Annotated in this window: 26 protein-coding genes; 10 read left to right on the top strand and 16 right to left on the bottom strand. The window is 36.5% G+C overall.

Annotation, left to right across the window (positions count from 1 at the left end; all coding sequences use genetic code 11):
* Positions 1 to 3: 3 nt before the first annotated feature.
* Positions 4 to 2,862 (bottom strand): phosphoenolpyruvate--protein phosphotransferase, encoded by a 2,859-nt coding sequence (gene ptsP / locus F984_RS08215; RefSeq protein ID WP_004708456.1) that lies wholly within the window; start codon positions 2,860 to 2,862, stop codon positions 4 to 6.
* 222 nt (positions 2,863 to 3,084) lie between these two features.
* The gene (locus tag F984_RS08220; RefSeq protein ID WP_004708459.1) at positions 3,085 to 3,945 is read right to left on the bottom strand and encodes an alpha/beta hydrolase family protein; all 861 of its coding nucleotides are present in this window, start codon (positions 3,943 to 3,945) and stop codon (positions 3,085 to 3,087) included.
* 137 nt (positions 3,946 to 4,082) lie between these two features.
* Here F984_RS08220 and F984_RS08225 point away from each other — a divergent pair, with 137 nt between their 5' ends.
* Positions 4,083 to 4,538 (top strand): hypothetical protein, encoded by a 456-nt coding sequence (locus F984_RS08225; protein ID WP_004708460.1) that lies wholly within the window; start codon positions 4,083 to 4,085, stop codon positions 4,536 to 4,538.
* Between the two features lie 33 nt (positions 4,539 to 4,571).
* Here F984_RS08225 and F984_RS08230 read toward each other — a convergent pair whose 3' ends face one another.
* The 3 genes from F984_RS08230 to brnQ form a co-directional block, all read right to left on the bottom strand.
* Positions 4,572 to 4,817, bottom strand: a complete 246-nt coding sequence (locus F984_RS08230; RefSeq protein WP_000949688.1) for a hypothetical protein — start codon at positions 4,815 to 4,817, stop codon at positions 4,572 to 4,574.
* A 258-nt stretch (positions 4,818 to 5,075) separates the two neighbouring features.
* Entirely contained in the window at positions 5,076 to 5,495 is a 420-nt protein-coding gene (locus F984_RS08235; RefSeq protein WP_004708464.1) for a GlcG/HbpS family heme-binding protein, read from the bottom strand.
* Positions 5,496 to 5,686: 191 nt separating this feature from the next.
* Positions 5,687 to 6,988: a branched-chain amino acid transport system II carrier protein gene (gene brnQ, locus F984_RS08240; protein ID WP_004708465.1), complete on the bottom strand. Its 1,302-nt coding sequence runs from the start codon at positions 6,986 to 6,988 to the stop codon at positions 5,687 to 5,689.
* A 352-nt stretch (positions 6,989 to 7,340) separates the two neighbouring features.
* Between brnQ and map the strand changes: the two genes are divergently transcribed.
* Positions 7,341 to 8,135, top strand: coding sequence for a type I methionyl aminopeptidase (gene map, locus F984_RS08245; protein WP_004708467.1), 795 nt, complete (start codon positions 7,341 to 7,343; stop codon positions 8,133 to 8,135).
* Between the two features lie 57 nt (positions 8,136 to 8,192).
* On the opposite strand, the gene F984_RS08250 is transcribed toward map, so the two are convergent.
* On the bottom strand, positions 8,193 to 9,092 hold the full coding sequence (locus F984_RS08250) for a LysR family transcriptional regulator (RefSeq protein ID WP_002050716.1): 900 nt from the start codon (positions 9,090 to 9,092) through the stop codon (positions 8,193 to 8,195).
* Between the two features lie 241 nt (positions 9,093 to 9,333).
* Between F984_RS08250 and F984_RS08255 the strand changes: the two genes are divergently transcribed.
* A complete protein-coding gene (locus F984_RS08255; protein ID WP_002050660.1) occupies positions 9,334 to 9,657 on the top strand; it encodes a hypothetical protein in 324 nt (107 codons plus the stop codon).
* A gap of 46 nt (positions 9,658 to 9,703) precedes the next feature.
* Here F984_RS08255 and grxD read toward each other — a convergent pair whose 3' ends face one another.
* A complete protein-coding gene (gene grxD / locus F984_RS08260) occupies positions 9,704 to 10,045 on the bottom strand; it encodes a Grx4 family monothiol glutaredoxin (protein ID WP_000138830.1) in 342 nt (113 codons plus the stop codon).
* A 227-nt stretch (positions 10,046 to 10,272) separates the two neighbouring features.
* On the opposite strand from grxD, the gene F984_RS08265 reads away from it, so the two are divergent.
* Positions 10,273 to 11,481, top strand: coding sequence for an aspartate aminotransferase family protein (locus tag F984_RS08265; protein WP_000129946.1), 1,209 nt, complete (start codon positions 10,273 to 10,275; stop codon positions 11,479 to 11,481).
* Positions 11,482 to 11,533: 52 nt separating this feature from the next.
* On the opposite strand, the gene F984_RS08270 is transcribed toward F984_RS08265, so the two are convergent.
* From F984_RS08270 to F984_RS08280, 3 genes are all read right to left on the bottom strand, one after another.
* Positions 11,534 to 11,965 (bottom strand): CBS domain-containing protein, encoded by a 432-nt coding sequence (locus F984_RS08270; protein ID WP_002050640.1) that lies wholly within the window; start codon positions 11,963 to 11,965, stop codon positions 11,534 to 11,536.
* A 138-nt stretch (positions 11,966 to 12,103) separates the two neighbouring features.
* Complete coding sequence (locus F984_RS08275; protein ID WP_001087274.1) at positions 12,104 to 12,478, bottom strand: DUF2750 domain-containing protein; 375 nt, start codon at positions 12,476 to 12,478, stop codon at positions 12,104 to 12,106.
* Positions 12,479 to 12,891: 413 nt separating this feature from the next.
* On the bottom strand, positions 12,892 to 13,125 hold the full coding sequence (locus F984_RS08280; protein ID WP_002050673.1) for an SEL1-like repeat protein: 234 nt from the start codon (positions 13,123 to 13,125) through the stop codon (positions 12,892 to 12,894).
* A 215-nt stretch (positions 13,126 to 13,340) separates the two neighbouring features.
* Between F984_RS08280 and F984_RS08285 the strand changes: the two genes are divergently transcribed.
* From F984_RS08285 to F984_RS08310, 6 genes are all read left to right on the top strand, one after another.
* Complete coding sequence (locus F984_RS08285; protein ID WP_002050680.1) at positions 13,341 to 13,700, top strand: hypothetical protein; 360 nt, start codon at positions 13,341 to 13,343, stop codon at positions 13,698 to 13,700.
* A 100-nt stretch (positions 13,701 to 13,800) separates the two neighbouring features.
* The gene (locus tag F984_RS08290; RefSeq protein WP_004708472.1) at positions 13,801 to 14,127 is read left to right on the top strand and encodes a hypothetical protein; all 327 of its coding nucleotides are present in this window, start codon (positions 13,801 to 13,803) and stop codon (positions 14,125 to 14,127) included.
* A gap of 107 nt (positions 14,128 to 14,234) precedes the next feature.
* Complete coding sequence (gene ftsY / locus F984_RS08295) at positions 14,235 to 15,341, top strand: signal recognition particle-docking protein FtsY (RefSeq protein ID WP_002050665.1); 1,107 nt, start codon at positions 14,235 to 14,237, stop codon at positions 15,339 to 15,341.
* Positions 15,342 to 15,527: 186 nt separating this feature from the next.
* Positions 15,528 to 16,124 (top strand): nitroreductase family protein, encoded by a 597-nt coding sequence (locus F984_RS08300; RefSeq protein ID WP_002050635.1) that lies wholly within the window; start codon positions 15,528 to 15,530, stop codon positions 16,122 to 16,124.
* Positions 16,125 to 16,335: 211 nt separating this feature from the next.
* Positions 16,336 to 17,007 (top strand): YccT family protein, encoded by a 672-nt coding sequence (locus F984_RS08305; protein ID WP_004708477.1) that lies wholly within the window; start codon positions 16,336 to 16,338, stop codon positions 17,005 to 17,007.
* Positions 17,008 to 17,083: 76 nt separating this feature from the next.
* Positions 17,084 to 17,608 (top strand): GNAT family N-acetyltransferase, encoded by a 525-nt coding sequence (locus tag F984_RS08310; protein ID WP_004708478.1) that lies wholly within the window; start codon positions 17,084 to 17,086, stop codon positions 17,606 to 17,608.
* Positions 17,609 to 17,618: 10 nt separating this feature from the next.
* Here the strand turns inward: F984_RS08310 and F984_RS08315 are convergent, their stop codons facing one another.
* The 6 genes from F984_RS08315 to F984_RS08340 all read right to left on the bottom strand — a co-directional run bounded on the left by F984_RS08315 (position 17,619) and on the right by F984_RS08340 (position 21,940).
* On the bottom strand, positions 17,619 to 17,918 hold the full coding sequence (locus F984_RS08315; RefSeq protein WP_079377014.1) for a cyd operon YbgE family protein: 300 nt from the start codon (positions 17,916 to 17,918) through the stop codon (positions 17,619 to 17,621).
* Positions 17,919 to 18,020 (bottom strand): cytochrome bd-I oxidase subunit CydX, encoded by a 102-nt coding sequence (gene cydX, locus F984_RS08320; RefSeq protein WP_000270276.1) that lies wholly within the window; start codon positions 18,018 to 18,020, stop codon positions 17,919 to 17,921.
* Positions 18,021 to 18,033: 13 nt separating this feature from the next.
* Positions 18,034 to 19,179: a cytochrome d ubiquinol oxidase subunit II gene (cydB, locus tag F984_RS08325; RefSeq protein ID WP_004708481.1), complete on the bottom strand. Its 1,146-nt coding sequence runs from the start codon at positions 19,177 to 19,179 to the stop codon at positions 18,034 to 18,036.
* Positions 19,176 to 20,762 carry a cytochrome ubiquinol oxidase subunit I gene (locus tag F984_RS08330; RefSeq protein ID WP_004708483.1) on the bottom strand — a complete coding sequence of 529 codons (1,587 nt, stop codon included), beginning with the start codon at positions 20,760 to 20,762 and terminating at the stop codon, positions 19,176 to 19,178. The genes cydB and F984_RS08330 overlap by 4 nt, the downstream gene beginning before the upstream one ends.
* On the bottom strand, positions 20,762 to 20,956 hold the full coding sequence (gene cydP / locus F984_RS08335) for a cytochrome oxidase putative small subunit CydP (protein WP_004708486.1): 195 nt from the start codon (positions 20,954 to 20,956) through the stop codon (positions 20,762 to 20,764). The genes F984_RS08330 and cydP overlap by 1 nt, the downstream gene beginning before the upstream one ends.
* A gap of 375 nt (positions 20,957 to 21,331) precedes the next feature.
* On the bottom strand, positions 21,332 to 21,940 hold the full coding sequence (locus F984_RS08340) for an OB-fold-containig protein (RefSeq protein WP_002050666.1): 609 nt from the start codon (positions 21,938 to 21,940) through the stop codon (positions 21,332 to 21,334).
* Positions 21,941 to 21,956: the final 16 nt, after the last annotated feature.

The following is a 21,956-nucleotide window of genomic DNA, read 5'->3' on the forward strand; positions in this document are numbered from 1 at the left end:
ATCTTATAAGTCTTGTTCAGATAGCTGGCGCACAGCAGGGGCGCTATCGCATAGTAAAGCTTGTTGCGCAAGCTTTTGAGCATGGCTATAGCTTAGTGTACGGATTTGAGCTTTTACTAAAGGAATGCTATTTGGAGACATACTCAGTTCATCTACGCCTAATCCCATGAGAATAGGTACAGCTTTCGGGTCTGCTGCAAGCTCACCACAGATTCCTACCCATTTGCCGTGTTTGTGGGCAGCTTTAACAGTTTGATCAATCAAGTTCAGAATACTTGGGTGTAACCCATCTGCTTCAGCTGAGAGTATTGGGTGGCCTCGGTCAATCGCTAAAGTATATTGAGTTAGGTCATTTGTTCCGATACTGAAAAAGTCGACTTCTTGTGCAAGAATTGGCGCAAGTAGAGCAGCAGACGGAACTTCAATCATAATGCCAACTTGTAAATTATCACATGGATGTTGAGCTCTTACTTCATCAAGAATCGCTTTTGCAGCGCGCCATTCTTCAACACGTCCAATCATTGGGAACATAATTCGTAGTGGGCGATTATCTGATGCTTTCAATAAAGCAGTTAATTGCTGCCTTAAAAGCTCAGGACGTCTTAAGGTTAAACGAATTCCTCTTAACCCTAGGAATGGATTTTCTTCCTCAGCAATTGGTAGATAAGGTAAGGGTTTGTCACCACCTACGTCTAATGTTCGTACAACAAGTGGGCGGCCAGCAAGTGCATCTAATACCACTCGGTAGTCAGCTTCTTGGACAATTTCATTAGGTGCACTGCTATGAGACATGAAAACAAGTTCGGTTCTAAGCAGACCAATCGCTTCTGCACCACATTCTACAGCTTGTGCTGTTGCTTGAACTTTACCTAAATTGGCAGCAATTTCGATTTGATGTTGATCTAAAGTAATAGCTGGCTCTTGGCTATGACGTTCGGCTTCTTCACGGATTTGACGCTGTTGTTCACGCTCTTGCTTAGCTTGTTCGATTTGAGCTGCATCTGGATTTAAAACGAAAGTACCTGTGTCACCATTAATAAGTAAAGTACTTTTTGGATCAATTTCTAAGACTTGTTCACCAGCACCAACAATAGCAGGGATGCCTAAGGCACGTGCCACAATTGCACTATGCGCACTTGCACCGCCTATAGCAGTTAAAATACCTGCAACGCGGTCTTTGTTAAGACGTGCGACATCGCTTGGTCCAACATCGTGCATGATTAGAATATATGGCTCTTTAGGCTCTTCAATAACCACTTCACCACATAACTGTGTTAAGACTCGGTCACCAATGTCACGTAAGTCTGTTGCACGTTCAGCAAGTAAACGGTCTGGTAGAGCTTCCTGTGCTTTAGCTGCAGCTTCAATATGCTCATGCCAAGCAGCTGGTGCTGATAAATTTTGGTTAATTTTTTGATATACACCATTAATCAGATCAGGATCATCAAGCATTTCTAAATGAGCTTGAAAGATTTGTTTAATTTCAGAAGCATCAGCTTTGGCAATAACTTGGTGAATATTATTTTTTACAGCATGTAATGCAATATCTAAATTTTCTTTCTCAGCTTTTACACTTAAACCCATACGTTCATATTGATAAACCTTTGGTTTAATCACATGTACTGGTCCAAAAGCTAAGCCACTTGATGCTGCAATTCCCGTATTGTTACCCAAGGTCGTAGCATTTGATATTGCAGTTTGAGCAGGAAGCTGGTCAGGTGTCTCACTGGTTACAGGTAGCGCTTCAACTTCTTCACCTAAGCCTTGCTGCACTGCCAAAATAACTTGATCTAAGGCATCTACGGCATCGGTTTCTGGTTCTGCGATAAAACGTAGAGTTTGGCCACGCTTACAACCTAAGGCTAAAAGACGAGTTAAACTTTTAGCAGAAACAAAACTACCATCGTCTACAGCAACTTGAATATCACCTTGGAAAGTTTTTGTAAGATTGACAAGGTGTGTAGCTGGTCGGGCATGTAAGCCGTGGGCATTTGCCAGTACAACTGAGCGTTGAGGCCAGTCCGGAACAACGTCAGCTCCAATAATTTTTGCAATTTCGTTTGGAGTTTGAGTCTTATCTAGCTCGGCAACTTGCTCAGGGTTAAATAAAATATCAATTAAACGATTAAATCTTTCATTATCGAGTTGGTCATTGGCTGCTATACAAACGAGGGTGTTCAGCTTTTTACCATTTAGTTCTAAAGCCTGTGATGGTTTAGTAATGCTAATAGCTGGTTGCTGAACAAAATGATTGCTAGAAATGGACCAGATTTGATCTTGCAGTTGAATGGCTTGTTCTGGATCAAGTGAACTTAGAAAACCACATTTTACAAAATTATGTTTTTTGAGTGTTTGAGACGCTGCCCAAAGTAAATCTTCGATATCTTGTGCATCGATTTCGGTTTGAATAAGATTTTCATGAAGTGCTAAAGATAATGGCTGAGCTTGCAGTAATTCAATAATCTGCTCAGGTTTAGAAGCATTTTTTACTTGTTCGCTGACGTCATGCATTAAGGCACGAGTAAGAATTTGCAAAACTTGCAAATGTTCATCAGATTTTGCTGCAATCACTACAGCTAAATAAATTTTATTTTCTCCATCCCAGATCACACCTTCGGGAAAATGGGCTAAGCGAATACCTGTTTTTAAAATATATTCACGTGATTGAGGAGTACCGTGGGGAATGGCAATGCCTTGGCCTAAATAAGTTGCGCTTTGTTGTTCACGATTGATGAGTCCAGTTATATATTCAGGCGTAACTAACCCATCTTTTTCTAATATATCTACTAGACACTTTAATGCATGTGTTTTATCAACAGCATGTTGATTCATATGAATATGTTGAGGCTCTAGTGCTAGCATAATTATCCTTGAACAATTTCTTTGGCTTTAGCTAAAACAGAAAAAAAGAAGCTGTTTGCATTAAACAAGTAAATATACCTGTTTTGACAACAGCTTCAGATGAATTACCTTAGCAGAACTTTAAATGTATATCGACGCATTTAAGTAAAAAGCTGCTCGTTTTTAATACAAAAAAACCTCTAAGCCGGATTACTGACTTAGAGGTGAAAATAAAAGCAGGGTTTAATGATTAATTTCTTGTTCTAAAATAGACCAAAGTTTTTGATGTGATTTTTTAAATAGCAGCATATGACCAATTGCTTTATAGCCGAAATCTTTTGGGCTAAGTTCAATCATTTTTTTATTTGCGTTTGGATATAAACTTAATAATTCTTGTACATTACTTTTAGTTGCAATCTCATCATCATCGGCCCAAATAGCCGTAATGGGACATTGAATATCTGAATGAAAATCATGAAAAATCGTCTTGCCTATGGCATTTTTCACATATCCAGGACGGCTACAAAACTCTCGCCATTGTTGAGCAACTTTTTTAGGTAGGTTTTCTCCCATACCAATAAATTGAGTTGCTCCATAACCTTTAACAAGACTAGAGATAGGAAAGATAATATTAAACATAACTGGTGCTAAAACCTTGGTTTTTCCTTTAAGGCCTTTAATATGTCCAGTTGAACCAGCAACCGTTATTACTTTTGCGACTTTATTATAATTAGGTACAACTCCTAGTAGTTGTCCACCAGCACTATGTCCAATAAGGATAACTTGATCTGCTTTCGTTTTTATTAATAAAGCATCAATTGCAGCAGGAATATCAAGTGTTCCCCAGTCGGTAATACTTGCGGTGCTTTGTTTTAAAGCGCCATGTAGGGACTCGCCAATACCACGAAAGTCAAAACTCAATACATCATAGCCTTCTTGGCTTAACCATGAGGCGAAAGAGTGATAAAAGTTTTTAGTTATACCTGTTGCTGGACAAATGAGAATAGGATATTCAGTTTTCTTTTTTTGAGCAGGATAAAATTGAGCTGCAAGCTGATAACCATCTTTACAGGTAATCCAAAAAGATTCAAAAGTCTTATCCATAGATTTAAAGTTAATTGGCTAATCATTTATCTTAATGTACATGAGTTCTGAAAAGGTACTTGATTAAATTGTGACTACAAAGTCAAGATTTATGATATATAACTCATCAAATTTTAATAAAACGAATAAAGGAAATGATGGATTTATCGAAAGCCGTACAGTTGGCTATTGTTTTTAGTGGTGTCTTTTTATGGATAGGAATGTTAACCGGGGTATGGAAATATTGGCAAATTCGCCGTTCTGAATTAAGCCGTGCACATTATTATGTAGATATTGCACATAGAAGCAGTTTGCTTTATGCAGCAGCTACGCTCATTCTAGCTGTATTGAGCTATTTCACGGTTTTAAATGAGGATATTGCTGTATGGTGTGTATTGGCAAATATACTGTTTTTTAGTTTCTCAATTTTAGTTTATATCATTCATGGTTTTTTGCAGGATACGACCAATCAGTTTAAACAACCGCATAGGTTAGGGCAGGTTAATTTGCCGACATGGCTGATGACATTTATGATGATTGCTTTAATTATTACTGAGCTGCTGGCAACTGCTATTTTGGTAATGGGAACGATTTTTCTATTTTTAAATAAATAAAAAATGGATGATTGCTCATCCATTTTTGAATTCTTATTTCTGTTGACTAAGTCGTCTTTTAGCTAATTTTCGCATTTTGTGGTCGACAAAGGCCCATACACAAAATACAAAAGAAACAACCATGGCATACATAAAGTATTCGGGTTTCAGATTCCCTTTAATCATACCTTGAAACAGTAGAGTCAGCATAAGAGCAAGTGTTGTTACTCCATAAACAACTGAATCTTTACTGTTCAGAGTGTTAATGAAGACTTGTTTGTTGAAATGTAATGATAACATCTCCATCCCTCCTTGTGGTTGCGCTAAAACCGAATGTTTTAGTCAAGAATAAGTTTAATGTTGTACTTGTATTTTTAGTTTAATTCAATAGTCAATTGAAAAATTTTTGAACAGTTTTATGAAAACCTCTATATTTATAAATAGTTAAGGTATAAGAAAGGTAAATATTAAATATTTTTGTATAAAATACTTAATATTTTAGAAAAGAGAAATTTTTAGGTGAAAAGTGTAATAATTTCTCTTTTCTCTCAATTTACTTTAATTGTTTTGTTTCTTTAAGAAGACATCAATAGCGTGTTGTGCAATTTCAGCATCTTCAAAAGATTGGACGCCAGAAACACCAATTGCGCCTAAAATCTGGCCTTCATAAATAATCGCTTTTCCACCTTCTAGCATACCTTTAGCACTTGGTAGACTTAAGAAACCAAGACGGCCATTTTGAAGAAGTTCTTCGTAAAATTTTGAAGGACGACCGCTCATTGATGAGCATTTAGCCTTTTCTAGGCATATATGTGTACTGAGAGGAGAAGCACCATCTAGGCGTTTCATAAGTAATAAAGAGCTTGTTTCATCAACAATAGCTATACTGACTTTGAAGTTGTGTTCGATTGCATATTTTTGAGCTTCTTCCATTAAAAACTCTGCATCTGCTAATGTTAGATAATATTTACTTTTCATTTATGCTCTTCTTTCCTGAGTAAGCTAAAAATTATTTTAATGTAATATTACAGCAAAAATTAATTATATCTATAGTTGAATTGTCATTAAATACTAGTGTTGGAAATAAAATGCTGGTTGGGTAAACGCAGCATTTTATTCAATATATAAAATCATGTTTGGGTAAAACTCGATTTCAAAAAAACACTAGGTTAAATGCTTTTATGTTTAACTTTGTCGATAAGGGTAGTTACCGCAAGAACAACTAGAGATGGGATCAACCATGCTAAATTTTGTTCATTTAATGGTAAATGTTGAAGGAACGTAGGAAGATTATCTCCAAAACCAGCAACCTTAAGCCCATCGATAATTCCGAAAATTAAAGCAATACTTGTTACTGAACCAACAATAAAAGATGGTTTATGCCAAAATTTCCAGAAGAAACTGAGCATAATAACCACAATAGCTGGTGGATAAATTGCACTTAAAACCGGTACTGATACAGCAATGAGTTTGGTCAATCCAAGATTAGAAATAATAAAAGAGAAACCAACTAAGATAAATACTAAAAGCTTATAAGGTAACTTGGTGAGTTGAGCAAAATATTCACCACACGCACAAGTTAAACCAATTGCAGTTACCATACACGCTAAGAAAATAAGTCCAGTTAGGAATAATGAACCCATATTTCCAAAAGCATGTTGAACATAGGCATGCAGAATTACAGCACCATTTGCGGCATTTGGAGCAACTTCGTGACTACCTAAACCTAATTTAAATAAGCTTAAGTACACTAAAGTAAGACCAACACCTGAAATAAGGCTAGCAATAATTGCATATTTGGTGACTAGCTTTTTATCTGTAACACCACGCGAATAAATTGCTTGAATAATAACGATACCAAATACTAAGGCACCTAAAGTGTCCATAGTAAGATAACCATTTACGAAACCTTCCGAAACAGGAGAGTTAACGTAATGATTAATTGGAGCAGGAACGTAGCCCGCAGGAATCATAACCGCTGCAATACCTAAAATTGCTAAAGCGATAATTTTTAGAGGTGCTAGAACATGTCCAACTGTATCTAAAAGCTTGTTTGGGTATAACGAAACTAAAGTAACAAATGTAAAATAGATTGCGCTATAAATTAAAAGACTACTGCTTGATGTTCCAAAATAAGAGGAAAAACCAATTTCATAAGAAACTGTTGCAGTTCGTGGTGTAGCAAATAAAGGACCAACTGATAAATAACAGACTACTGTTAAAATCAGACTTGCGATACGGCCTAAAGGTGAACTAATGATTTCAATGGAACCCTGCATGCGAGAGAGTGCCATAATCGTAATTACGGGTAAGCCAACAGCAGTAATCAAAAAGCCTATGGCCGCTAACCATACATGATCACCAGCTTGCTGTGCGACAATGGGAGGAAAGATAATATTACCTGCCCCAATAAAGAGGGCAAAGGTCATAAAACCTAAGGCAATAATATCTCCAGTACGAAGTTGTTGCATAAATTAAATTTAACAAAAAAGAAAGAATTTTAGAGTAAAAGAGAGCATGATCAAGCGCTATTTTATGTGAAAAAGAGATTTTTCAAGTTTTCTAAATCAGTCAGAGATATGAAAAATATCAACTGGTTAAGTTATCTATTTGAAAAACCTTTGAAAGAAATAGAGAAAATAGTTTTTAACTCTGATTTTTTAAAAAAATTATGTAAAAATAAAAATATAAAATACTATTATGAATGTTGAATATTTGGGCATTTAAAGCTTTCCGCCTATCATATATCCATTCTAAAATACTATAAATTAACTAACATTTTTGTAGGTGTGATCAAAACAGTGCCTACGAGGATAAAATTGAATGAGAGCTTCTACTGTTACAATTAAAACAGAACAAGATCTGGAAAAATTAAGAATTTCTGGGCGTTTGGCTGCACAAGTTTTAGAAATGATAGGGAAGTACGTTAAGCCAGGCGTAACAACTGAGTATTTAGACAATATTTGCAATGATTACATCGTAAATACTTTAAAGGTCATACCAGCCAATGTTGGTTATCACGGTTTCACAAAAACAATATGTACTTCAGTCAATGAAGTAGTGTGTCATGGTATTCCATCTCCAAATAAAGTTTTAAAAGATGGCGATATTATTAATATTGATGTAGCGATTATTAAAGATGGTTACTTTGGCGATACGAGCCGTATGTACTACGTTGGAAACGTAAATCCACATGCGAAAAAGTTGGTTGAAACAACTTATGAGGCAATGGTTGCTGGTATTCATGCAGTTAAACCTGGCACTACTTTAGGTGATATTGGTTACGCTATTCAATCGGTTGCTCATCGCGAGGGTTATAGCATTGTTCGAGAGTATTGTGGGCATGGCATTGGTAAAGTTTACCATGAGCAGCCTAATATTCTGCATTATGGACAACGTGGACAAGGTTTGGTTCTAAAGAAAGGTATGGTCTTTACAATTGAACCTATGGTGAATGCAGGCAAACCTCAAGTTAAAGAATTAAATGATGGTTGGACCGTCATTACTCAAGATCTTTCTTTATCTGCTCAATGGGAACATATGGTTGCAGTTACAGATACAGGTTTTGAGCTACTTACACCTTGGCCAGAAGGGGTAGGAAATTATCCAAAAATTTAATCGTTATAAAATAAAAAGTTCGATATATTATCGAACTTTTTTATGGAGCTTAATTTATTAATGCTCTGAGAGATGTTCCACAAGATAATCAATAAATACACGCACTGCTGGGAGTAATCCTCTACGAGATGGGTAAACAGCATGAAATATACCGTGAGCTGCTTTCCAGTCCGGTAAGATTTGTACAAGCTGACCCGATTTTACAAAATCTTCAGCTGCTGTTTCTGGCAATAAGGCAATACCACAATTCTGACTTGCAAGTTGGGCAAGCATATAAAGATTTGTTCCCATTACAGTGGGGCTAACTTTCACTTTTTTTAGTTGGCTATCTGGACCATGTAAAATAAATTGTTGATCTAAATGCTCTTCGGACAAACTTAAAATACGATGATCGCTTAACTCATCAGGTGACTTAATATTACCAAACTCATTTAAGTAAGCTTGGCTTGCAAATAAACTTTGTTCTATGAGCGCAAACTGTCTAAGTACTAGGCTAGGGTCATCATCTAATTTAGATCTGACACGTAGAGCTACATCAATACCTTCATTAATCACATCAACGCGACGGTTGCTTACAATAAGTTGTAAACGAATTTCGGGATATTTTTTTAAGAATGCTGGTAAAATTTTAGGTAGCTGGTTTTGTGCAATGTCTACAGGAACGCTTACTTTGACTACGCCTCTTGGTTGAATACTTAAGTGATCAACTAAATCATGGGCTGCTTGAGCAGCATTCATCATAACTTGTGCGTGTCTATAGATATCCATCCCGATATCGGTAACAGCAAAATGACGAGAACTGCGCTGAATTAAGCGAACCCCTAAATTTTCCTCTAAATTATAAACACGACGACTTAATTTTGATTTTGGAATGTCCGTAACACGTTCGGCAGCACTAAATCCACCATGCTCAACAACAAGGGCAAAACAATAAAAATCATCAAGATCTGTGAGCATTAAAATATCCTATTTATGCAACACTAAAGATTTTACATTATTAGTTTTGCAACGATAAAGTTTGATTTTAATTTTTTGTAAAAAGCCGATAAATACAAGAGAGTAAAGGGAATTAAATAATTTGAAATTATAATGTCATTACATTGAAATGTTTTTGTAATTTATTTTATGAAGCTTAAAACAAATATAGCGTTTACATATTATTTTTCATAAAATAGATTTTTCTCGGTTTTTTAAAAGTATGTCTTACCAGTTAGTTGAATTAGAAAATGCATCGGCCAATATCCTTTGCCCAATCTGTAAGCTTTCAGTTATTGATTGGACACAAGAGCAGTACGTCCAACCTTGTGAACATACATTGTTTATTGCAATGGATTTAGGCTTTGAATTTGTAGCCGATCGTTTTGAAGAAGTTATGAATCAAAATGTAGATGAGTTGCATGAAGATCCGAACATGAATATTTTTGAAGCGATAACTACCACACCGTATAAAAATTTAACTATTTTAAAAGCAGATCTTGGTGTTGATGGACTATTTCGTTATATCGGTATAAGTGATTGTTAAATTTATAAGTATAAAAAAGCCAATCTTTCGATTGGCTTTTTTATTATTAAGCTTCTGGAGCTGCGCTGTATTGTTCGATTAATGGTTTTAATTCGCCATTTTGGAACATTTCAAGCATGATATCGCTACCACCAATAAGCTCGCCGTTTACCCATAATTGTGGGAAAGTAGGCCAGTTTGCAATTTTTGGTAAAGTTGCACGAATATCAGGGTTTTCTAAGATGTTCACATATGCAAATGGACGACCAATTTGACTGAGCGCCTCTACTGCACGTGCAGAGAAACCACATTGTGGAAACTGTGGAGTGCCTTTCATGTAAAGTAAAACGGGATGCTTCGCAATTTGATCGCGAATTAACGCTTCAGTATCACGTGCTTGTTCAGTCATAAATAGATCCTCAACTAATCTTGCAGCATTATAGGGGGTGTTCACATCGCTTTGCAAACCGCCTTGTTGCTTAAAGTTGCACAGAATATTCAATATTTTATTGTATAAACCGAAGTGATAGTAAAAAGCAGACGAAATTTTAGATAAATGAAGGATGAGACTTTTCATCAGTGCAAGTTTTTGTTTATATAAACCCTTCTTAAAACCTCATACAGACAGAGTTCGTGATGACTGATATTACCCTAGCTCCAGTACAACCTGATCAACCAACACACTTAATGGCTACTTATGGTCGCCAAGCGATCAGTTTTGTCCGAGGCCGAGGGGCATATCTTTATACACAAGATGGTACAGAATATTTAGATGCACTTACTGGTATTGCTGTATGTGGACTAGGACATGCTCACCCAGCTATTGCCGAGGCAATTGCAGAACAAGCAGCTACTCTCGTGCATACGAGCAATTTATTTGAAATTCCTTGGCAAACTGCTGCGGCGCAAAAGCTTGCTGAGGTTTCAGGTATGGAAGAAATTTTCTTTTCAAACAGTGGTGCCGAGTCAAACGAAGGAGCGATTAAAATTGCTCGTAAATTTGGTACTCAACAAGGTATAAGCTTGCCAAAGATTATTGTGGCTGAACAATCATTTCATGGTCGTACTTTGGCGACACTTTCTGCAACTGGTAACAAGAAAGTACAAGACGGTTTTGCACCTTTGGTGGAAGGCTTTATTCGAGTCCCATTTGGTGACATTGAAGCCATTCAAGAGGCAGCCTTACAGCATCCAGATATCGTCGCTATTTTAATTGAACCAATACAAGGTGAAGGTGGTATTAATACTGCGCCTCAAGGATTTAGCTATTTAGAAGAAGTTCGCCAAATTTGTAATCAGCATAACTGGTTGATGATGCTAGATGAAATCCAAACTGGTAATGGCCGTACCGGTAAATACTTTGCGTATCAACATACAAATATTATTCCGGATGTTTTAACTACAGCAAAAGGATTGGGTAATGGTTTCCCTGTAGGTGCTGTAATGACTCAAGGTAAGGCTGTAGGTTTGTTAGGGCCAGGCAGTCATGGTTCTACTTATGGCGGTACAGTATTGGGTTCTCGTGTGGTTTATACGGTAATTGACACAATCCAGAAGGAAAACGCGGTAGAGAATGCAGCAGTAGTAGGTAATTATATTGTTGATCAATTACGTGCCCAATTGTCGGATAAGAATGTGCAAGTACGTGGTTTCGGTATGATGATCGGTATTCAACTACCTAAAGATTGTGCTGAACTTGTTGCGATTGCTCGTGATGAATACAAACTTATTATTAACGTTACGGCAGGTTCGGTGGTTCGTTTATTACCGCCAATCAACATGACACAAGCTCAAGCTGATATTTTGCTAGAGCGTTTAGTTGCTTTAATTACGAATTATCTTTAATTTTTAAAGACAATAAAAAATGGGCGTTAGTCGCCCATTTTTATTTTTGTATTTAGCCTGAAATATATTGCTTTAATTGTTCAATTAAAACTTTTTGGTCTTCCATGGCTGCTTTAACTAAGTCACCAATTGAAATAAAACCAACCAATTTTTCATTATCTAATACAGGTAAGTGTCGTAAATGACGATCAGTCATGAGCTGTAAACATTCTTCAACCGTATTATTTAAACCTACCGTAATTACTTTTGCCGTCATAATTTCAGCAACTGTAGTGCTATAAGACGAACGCTCCATAAGCGTTACTTTTCGTGTGTAATCACGTTCAGATAATATTCCAACAACTTTTTCACCTTCTGCTACAACTAAAGCACCAATACCTTTTTCTGCCATAATCGTAATTGCTTCGAGGACAGTTGCTTCGGGTGAAATTGTAAAAATGGCTTGTTCAGATTTGTTCTTAATTACTTGTGCAACGATAGTCATTTCTTCTGTCCTGTTGTTTTATCATTTTGATTTAAATTAGCTCGATTTTTGAAAAAAGCAAAGACTTACGAGTCATTCAAATATTAGTTTTACGCTTAAGCGCTCAAAAAGCACTCTAAATTTGGTAGCTTAAAAACTTTAAGCTACCTGCCATTTTGGATGATTAAAAAAGAAATGATGCATTTGTTGAGTAGATAACTTCAACTTACGATGAGATGAGTTAAATAATGCAGGGGTAACTTTTAACCGTGTTAAAGTAGGTAATAAAGATTCATGAAAGTCTTTTGGGGTAATTTTTCTTGGCTTGTAATTAGGCCAATGAGTTTTGGCATATCGATGTGCTTGCACTCCATTTAACCAAAAAGGAAAAATAAAATCTTCCTGATCTGATTTAATGGCCCAGCCTTCATCAAACAGTCCCCAAAGAACTCCACAATACATCATGGTTCTTAAAATATAAATCTTGATCATCAAGTCTTTAGAAACCGGTTGTAGATTACTTAAACTGTTCATTTTAAATTTAAAGGTTTTCAACTTGTCTTGCTTATTATAAGAAAACCACATGACATTTCAGTTTAAACAGGTGTCAAATCGTAAACAAATATTGATGACTTGAAATATCTATATAAATCAATACTAAAAAATAATGCTGTGTTATGACTAAGAATAGTAAAGTAGGGTTGCAGAAAAAATTAATAACTTTAGTTTTTTCAGATATAAAAAACGCCACCTGAGCAAGACAAAGCGACTAAAGCTTTGGCGAAGCGCAAGATGAACATAGTTATGGTTAATTTATATTGAACTTTTTACAGGTATAAAAAAACGCCACCTGAGCCACGTCTGAAGTGGCGAAATAAGGCTTTAGATAAATAGGTAATTTTGGTTTTATATAGGTATAAAAAAAACGCCACCTAAGTGACGTTTCTTTATGCTTGCATGGTGGCTAGTTTCTGCCAATATTGTGCTTTCATGGAATCACGTTCTACACGGAAACCTTGATAATATAGTTCTGCTAAGAACAGGGCAGCTTTGCCATGACCAGCACGCGCAACTTCTTCTAACTGCGCAACAGCATCTTGGAAATTCATTTGAGAGTGAATTGTGTTAACTGCAGTTGCGTATACATGTTCTAAATCATGATGAGAGATACGTTGAATCATATAAAACTCCTTATTTTAATTATGATTACTTTTTCTAAAGGCCACTGCCTTTGAACTAATGTAACTTAGAATTGTTAAACTAATATTACAAATTAATGGATTTGTCAACTATTGTTCAGCATTAGTTGGTTCACTATTAGGATACATGATTAAACATTATTCACAAATAATTTTGAGTAAAATCAATATGAGAATAAAAGACAAGGAGAATAACTATGACAAATACTATCGATGGCTTTGTTTTTGATACTCCTCCTAAAGAGGAGCAAATCATAGAGCTTGCTCATTACCATCGTAAATTATTAGACGAAGCAATTTTCCATCAAGAAATACATTTAGGTGATTATTGTTTGGCGCAACGTAAACGGGTTTTTGACTATGCTCGCCAATTGGACCCTAATCAAAAAGCTTGGTTCTATCAGGTTTATGATGGTGAACTTAGAAAAATTGCAGATGAAGATGAATTGCATCCAGCTGATGCTGAAGAAGGATTAAGTATTTTTGCTATGTTACTTGTGCTAGTAATTATTGCAGCAATCTTATACTTCTCTGTAATACGTTCTTTAATAAGCTAAAGTTTATCATCCAGTAAGGCTAAAGAATATTAGCCTTACTGGATTTTGACCTTGTGCTGAAGTGCATTGAACCCTACACTACATCAATTAGAGGTAGGTCATGCTCACATTCAAAGAAAATTTTCTTAAATTAAAGTCTGAGTTAAAGGCAGACCAATGTTTTAATCTGGTTGTGATTATTATTATTGGCTGTATTTTTATGCTGTCTTATTTAGCATTGCTTCGTCCTGTGAACTCGGAACAGTATCAACGAATTGTACAACTTTCTCGACAGGCTACATATCCTAGAACTCAAGATATGGCAGAGTTGATAATGACTCAATCAAAAATTCATAGGGCAGAGTATCTAAAGTTAATGTACGCTTATCAGTTTGAACATGATCACATCAAGGAATATCCTGCGTTAGCACAAGAAGATACTCAATAAGCATAGTCTTTATTTTAGAAAGGTTTTGCTCGCTATTGGAGCAGGCAAAAACTTGAATTTATGCTAAACTTTCTATTTTTTAACACGCTGCTTTTCAAGGAATCGGCATGCAACAACAATCGAATATGCAAAATAAATTCTTGATAGATGCTGAGATCGGGGATGACGATGTCACATTGCCTAATTTACCTGCTATCGATGTTCCTATCGTTGAGTCACCTGTTAAGCAAGAAGTAAAAGCACCAGAAGTTGTCGAGACAGCACCTTCAACTGAACCAGAGCAACCAAAATCTGGTTTCTTTGGGCGAATGAAAGAAGGTTTAAGCAAAACTCGCCGTAATTTCACCGATGGTATGGTAAATATCTTAATTGGTGGTAAAGAAATTGATGATGAGCTGCTTGAAGAAGTTGAAGAGCAATTATTAGTTGCAGATATTGGTGTAGATGCAACAAAAACGATTATTACCAATTTGACTGAACGTACTGCACGTGGCGATTTGATTTATTCACATTCGCTTTATAAAGCCTTACAAGAAGAGTTGGTTGCTTTACTGGCTCCACGTGTGAAGCCTTTGCATATTGACCCTAATAAATCACCTTATGTGATTTTAATGGTGGGCGTGAATGGTGTTGGAAAAACAACCACTATTGGTAAACTGGCTAAGCGTTTACAAGGCGAAGGCAAGAAAGTTATGTTAGCAGCAGGTGACACATTCCGTGCAGCTGCTACTGAACAATTGCAAATTTGGGGTGAGCGTAACGACATTGCTGTTGTCGCTCAAGGCCATGGTGCAGATAGTGCTTCGGTTATCTTCGATGCTTTTGAAAGTGCGCGTGCTAAAGGTATTGATGTGTTAATTGCAGATACCGCAGGTCGTTTACATAACAAAAGTAACTTAATGGAAGAGCTTAAGAAAGTTAAGCGTGTTATGCAAAAAATTGATGCTACGGCACCTCATGAAATTATGTTAGTAGTAGATGCAGGTACGGGGCAAAATGCAATTAACCAAGTACAAGAATTTGATCAAGCAGTAGGTTTAACTGGTATTACTATTACTAAGTTGGACGGCACTGCAAAAGGTGGTGTACTGTTTAATATTGCTAGTCGTACTCATGTACCAATTCGTTTTATTGGTGTGGGTGAAAAAATTGATGATTTAAGACCGTTCTCGGCAAAATCATTTGTAGCGGCATTATTTGAAACAGAAAAGTAATTTGCAGCTAAACTCTAAAAAACCTCATGAAATAGTGAGGTTTTTTTATATCCATATCTTTTTTTATTGTTGCGAAAATAAAACGAACTGTCATATTTTTAATGCTGATTATAAGAAATGAGTTTCATAGACTATATTCATTCCCAAACAACGGCCAATGGTCAAACAAATAGGTAGGAAATAAAAATGTCTACTTTCTTAGATAAAATTAAAAACCGTCGTACTATTTATGCAATTGGTAAAAATGTTGCATTAGATCGCACAAAAATTGAAGAAACAATTCGTGAAGCCGTTAAACATAGTCCTTCATCGTTTAATTCGCAATCTTCACGTGTAGTTACTCTATATGGTGAATCACATACTAAATTTTGGAATTTGGTTCGTGAGGCATTACGTAAAATTGTTCCTGCAGATGCTTTTGCTGGTACTAATGCAAAAATTGATAGTTTCGTTGCCGGTGTTGGTACAGTACTATTTTACGAAGATCAAGCTGTTATTAAAAACTTGCAAGAGCAATTTGAACTATATGCAGACAACTTTCCAGTTTGGTCTGAACATTCAACCGCAATTGCACAATTTGCAACTTGGACTGCGCTTTCAGAACTTGGTTTAGGTGCTTCTTTACAACACTATAACCCAATTGTTGATGCTGACGCTGCTGAAGCATTTGATATCCCATCAACTTGGAAATTACGTGCTCAATTAGTATTTGGTTCTGTTGAAGCACCAGCTGGTGAAAAAGCATTCATTAACGATGAAGATCGCTTCAAAACATTTAACTAATTTTAGTTAATCAAAAGAGTACCTCAATGGTACTCTTTTTTTTGTGTTCAAAATTAACATGAAAAATAGTTATTTATTATAATTCAATAATATATTTTAAAAGTTTTAAGTGTAGCTATGCTAAAACAGATAGTGTCATAAAATCGTCATAATCATATTGCATATTGCTCATGTTTTTACAAACTATTAAATATTATAGAGACGTGAACAGATGACTTTAAGATTAAGTGTTGCTGCAATTGGTTTATTACTAAGCGGTTCAGTATTTTCAGCAGTTACAATTACGGCACCTGAGGAAATTGTAATCCTTGCGGTGAACGGTCAAGAAGTCAATTCAGGATTATTCCGTTCCTCTAAAAATAACTACAAAGTTGATGCGGGTGAAACAAACCTAAGTGTGCGTTATCAAGAATACTTTGAACATCTAAATGGTGAACACGATATTGTTAAGTCTGGTGTTGTTACAATTCAAACTCCAACTTTAAAAGATGGTCAAACTTATAAGCTTGCTATGGTGGGTGTACCAAAAAAATATGAGCAAGCAAAGAAATATGCTGAGCAACCAACAGTCGCTTTATATAACTCAAATAACGAACTGGTTGTTCAGCAAACTGGTGCAAACAACGAAGCAAGACCTTGGTTCGCAACGGGTTTGTTGGGTAAGGTGGCTGACTTTACGACAAAACCTTCTAAACCACAGCCTGAACCTGTTTATGCTGCTTCCAAGCCATCTACTTCTCAAGTTACAACATCTATTGCCGCAACAGTACCTTCGGCAGGTGCTGCGCAAACAAATGATCAGCGTCTAGTCGAGCTTTGGCAAAAATCTTCTAAGGCTGAGCGTCAAAAATTTATGGCGTGGTTAGCTGAACAATCAAATTAAGCAATTGCTATTCAAGATAAAGCCGATTTAATATCGGCTTTATTTTTTTAATATTTAAAATAGCCTAAGCATATTTATGATGAATTTAAATTTCCGTTTAGCTGAACTAAGTGATATTCCATTACTTGTAGACTTGATTAATCATTCTTATAGAACACAACAAGGTAGAAGCTGGACAACTGAAGTTGAATTCGTAAAAGGCCAACGTATTAGTCAAGAACAATTGACACAGCAATTGAAATTGTCTAACTCAATATTATTGGTTGCAGAAATAGATTCTTCACAAATTGTTGCATGTATTGGTCTTATATTTCAAAACAATACTGTTGAGATAGGAACATTCTGTACAGATCCTAATCTACAGAATATGAAAGTAGGTCGTTCGGTTCTGGAGTATGCTGAACAGTTCGCTTTGCAAAAAACACCAGAATTGGACAGTGCACTCATGTATGTTTTAAATGTACGTTCGGAGCTAATTGCTTATTATGAGAGACGTGGTTATGCAAAAACAGGTCATGTAGAACCATATCCGACTGAAGCAGACGTTGGAATACCACTTATACCAATTAAACTAATTGAAATGAAAAAGGACCTCAAATGAGGTCCTTTTTTTAGGTTAAAAACCAGATGTAATAGCCTAGCAACATGAGAGGCCAAGCTACCCATGGGCTAAATAACCATTTCCATAACCAGAAGTGTGGTACAAAACCAACCCCGTAAATGAAGCCTCCGGAAATACCCACCATCACCAGCATAAGCTGGCTATGATTGTAGTGTCCGTTTGCATCTAACATGAGGGAAGGATGCACCAGTAAAATTACAGCAAGCGGCAATGCCAACAGAAATGAAATGGCCATTGCGAATGCTTGAGCTTTTCGTTGATTTGGTGCTGTCATTGCGTTTGCCATGATTTATTCCTCATCTAAATTTTGATGATGTTCGATATAAAGTGCACTGAGTACACCCGCAAAACATGCCATCAAAATTCCAAGAATCCATGCGAAATACCACATATGCTTCTCCTTATTAGTACAAGCTGTGCGAGTTTGACTCGATATGTTTGTTGGTAATCACGCCCCACATTTTGTAATACGACCAACTGGTGTAGAGCAAAATGATCGGAACGAATATGCATGCAGCAACAGTCATAACCCCTAAAGTACGATGGCTTGATACCGCATCCCACATTGTTAAGCTAGAGTTTGGATTAACACTTGATGGCAATAAAAATGGGAAGAGTGCAAAACCAGCAGTTAAGATCGCACCTACAATCATTAAGCTTGTGCCAGCAAAGCTTAAGCCTGCTTTTGCTTTTGATGCTGTAAAGAATGCAATAATTGCCCCTAAAATCGCGAGAACTGGAGCGATCTTGGTAATTGGATAATTAGTGTAATTGTTCATCCAACCTGGGTTGTTATTTGTGACTACCTGTTTAGCTAAAGGGTTAAGTGCAGCATTTGTATCAATTGCTGCAGCATAGCTATAACCAGGAACTTGACCGAAGTATAACCAAGCTCCAATAACAAGAAAGCAAACCAAGAATACTGCTGCCATAATTTGAGTGGCCTTAGCAGAACGCTGTTTTAAAGCGCCGTCTGTGCGAAGCATAAGCCAAGCACCGCCGTGCGCACACAACATAGATAAACTGACAATGCCGCAAACTAAAGCAAACGGGTTAAGAAGAGCAAAGAAGCTACCCGAATATTCAGAGCGCAATGTGCTATCTAAACTAAAAGGAATACCTAAGAATAAATTACCGAATGCTACACCGAAAACTAGAGCAGGCACGGCACCACCAATACAAAGGCCCCAGTCCCAAGAGTTGCGCCATTTTTTATTTTCGAGTTTAGAACGATAGTCAAAACCTACAGGGCGTAAGAACAGGGCAAATAGCACAAGTAATAAGGCCCAATACATTCCGGAGAATGCAACCGCGTAAACCATTGGCCACGCAGCAAATAAGGCGCCACCTGCTGTAATAAACCAGACCTGATTGCCATCCCAGTGTGGTGCTATGGTATTAATAGCAGCACGTCGTTCGTTATCAGTCTTGCCAACAAAAGGCATGAGTGCCATTGAGCCCATATCGAAGCCATCGGTTAAAGCAAACCCAATAAGCAACACCCCAACTAACACCCACCATATGATTTTCAGGAGTTCGTATTCAATCATGATAAAGCCTCCCCATTAACAGCTGCTTTTGGCTCTTGTTTTTCAAAATGGTATTTACCAGTGTGAAGTGAGCTTGGTCCTAAGCGAGCAAATTTAATCATTAAGTACATTTCAATAATTAAAAGGACGGTATAGAACGCTGCTAACGCGAGGATGGAACCCCACACATCGCCTGTACTTAAACTTGAAGCTGATAAGTGTGTTGGTAAAATCTCACCAATAGACCACGGCTGACGGCCGCCCTCAGCTACATACCAACCAGTTTGTGCAGCAATCCATGGAAGTGGTAAGGCAAATAATGCATATTTAAGTAGCCAAGGTTTATTCTCAGCATTTCTTTTCGCAACAGCCCAAGTCGCTAAAATGAAAAGAAGCAACATTAAGAAACCAGATGCAACCATTGCACGGAACGAGAAGAATAACGCTGTAACATTTGGAACAGTATCTTTCACAGCTGCTTGAATGTTTTGTTCGCTTGCATCTACAACATTTGGTGCATATTTTTTAAGAAGTAGGCCATAACCTAAATCTTTTTGATTTTTTTCAAATGAAGCTAACAACTCAGGTGAGCGATCACCAGCACGTAGTTTTTCAAGTTCAGCATAAGCAAGCATACCGTTACGAATACGCACTTCATGCTGTTGCATTAAGTCTTTTAAACCAGTGACTTCTTTAGTTGTTGAACGAGTTGCAATTAGACCTAATGCATATGGAATTTTAACTGCATAGTCTGTTCGCATTTCTTCATGGTTGGGTACACCAAATAATGTAAATGGGGCTGGAGCAGGGTGAGTATCCCATTCGGCTTCAATTGCAGCGAGTTTAGTTTTTTGCACATCACCTAGCTCATAACCAGATTCATCACCAAGCAAAATCACTGAAAGTGTAGAGGCAAGACCAAAAATGGCAGCAATTGCAAATGAACGGCGGGCGAAAGGAAGATCACGTTTTTTGAGTAGATAGTAGCTTGAAATGGCAAGTACGAAAATCGCACCTGTTACATATCCGGCAGAAACAGTATGTACAAATTTAACCTGTGCAACTGGGTTGAAAATAAGTGCACCGAAATCGACAAGCTCCATACGCATGGTTTCGAAGTTAAATGCTGCACCTACCGGGTTTTGCATCCAGCCATTCGCAACTAAAATCCAGAGCGCTGACATATTAGAGCCAAGAGCAACTAACCAAGTTACACCTAAATGTTGTACTTTGCTCAGGCGATCCCATCCGAAAAAGAATAAACCAATAAATGTTGACTCAAGGAAGAATGCCATTAAGCCTTCAATTGCTAATGGTGCACCGAAAATATCACCTACATAATGTGAGTAATATGCCCAGTTTGTCCCGAATTGGAACTCCATGGTTAAGCCTGTAGTTACACCTAAGGCAAAGTTAATACCAAATAATTTTCCCCAAAACTTAGTCATATCTTTGTAAATTTCTTTACCAGATATCACATAAGTTGTTTCCATAATAGCCAGAATAAATGCAAGGCCTAGGGTCAAAGGTACGAAAAGAAAGTGATACATTGCGGTCATGGCAAATTGGAACCGCGAAAGATCAACCACGCTTTCAGAAATCATCAACGTGTCTCCTTAATGTGGGAAGTGTTATCGCCTGCAATATGCTCAGCGACTTGATTGTCGAAATTTTTGGGGATAGTGGGAGCGTCAAACCAAATATGTTTGATTGTTAAGAGAAGCACGACTTTAATTATTAGAATAATCGTAATTTCTCTAACTAATTTGGCATTAATATCTGGATTTTTAAGGCTCATAAAATAAACCTCGATACATATTAATTTCATTATTAATCAAAATATATTAAAAATAAACAATAAATATATTTTAAATAAAAACTTAATTATCTTTTTTATATAAAACAGTATCTTATGTATTTAAATAATTTTAAATAAAATATCTTACTAAAATAGTTTGGATTGATTATTAAATCCAACTAAAACACTTGTAAATAAATATTTTAAGTTGATTAAAATGGTATGGTTAAATTTAATTCTGATTAAAATGGTTGGATATAATAAAGTTATTTTTATTTCTAACTAAAATAGTTGGATTAATTTTAATTAAAAAATAAAAAGATAGAAGGGAATAATAAAGTTATTAAACTGATAAAAGACAAAAATTATGGAAAATTAATCGGGTGCAAAAAGATCGTTTGATAAGGAGATTTTTTTGGCAACATAATGGCTCTTATGCACTTTAATAAGAATGACTTGTGAATATAATTCTAGCTCGCCATATTCTGGTTCAACTTGCACGTAGTGTAGTTGGCCGAACTCATCACGTACACGTGCTTGAGCTGAAAAACCGGGTCTGGCACTACCACTAGAGATAGTTGCTAGTCGCCCTAAAAGATTGTAATTGGTATGTGTATGCTTTGGTTTAATCACTTGATCAAGACAATGAATCATAAATACGGTAAAAAAGATTGCAATGACCAGTGCAGGGATGATTAAGTAAAACGGGGTGATAAAGTAATGCTGTATAGCAAAGAAAGACAGCTGTAAGAAGTAACCAGCAAAACTGAAATTAATGAGTAAAAAAACAAAAATTAGAGCTTTAGAAAACTTAACATTAAGTATAGGTGAGTTAGTAAGCCAGTCTGGTGCAATTTTTTTTAGGAGTTGACTTGGCCGTAACCCGATATACATACCAATAGTTTCTACCACACTGAGCAATATCAAAGCCACAACACTTAAATGAAATGGCATAAGATAATAATTAAAAAAGAAATCAGCCATGGTAGAAACTCTAATG

Origin of the sequence: Acinetobacter nosocomialis NIPH 2119, from assembly GCF_000368085.1 — a bacterium.
GTDB lineage: Bacteria > Pseudomonadota > Gammaproteobacteria > Pseudomonadales > Moraxellaceae > Acinetobacter > Acinetobacter nosocomialis.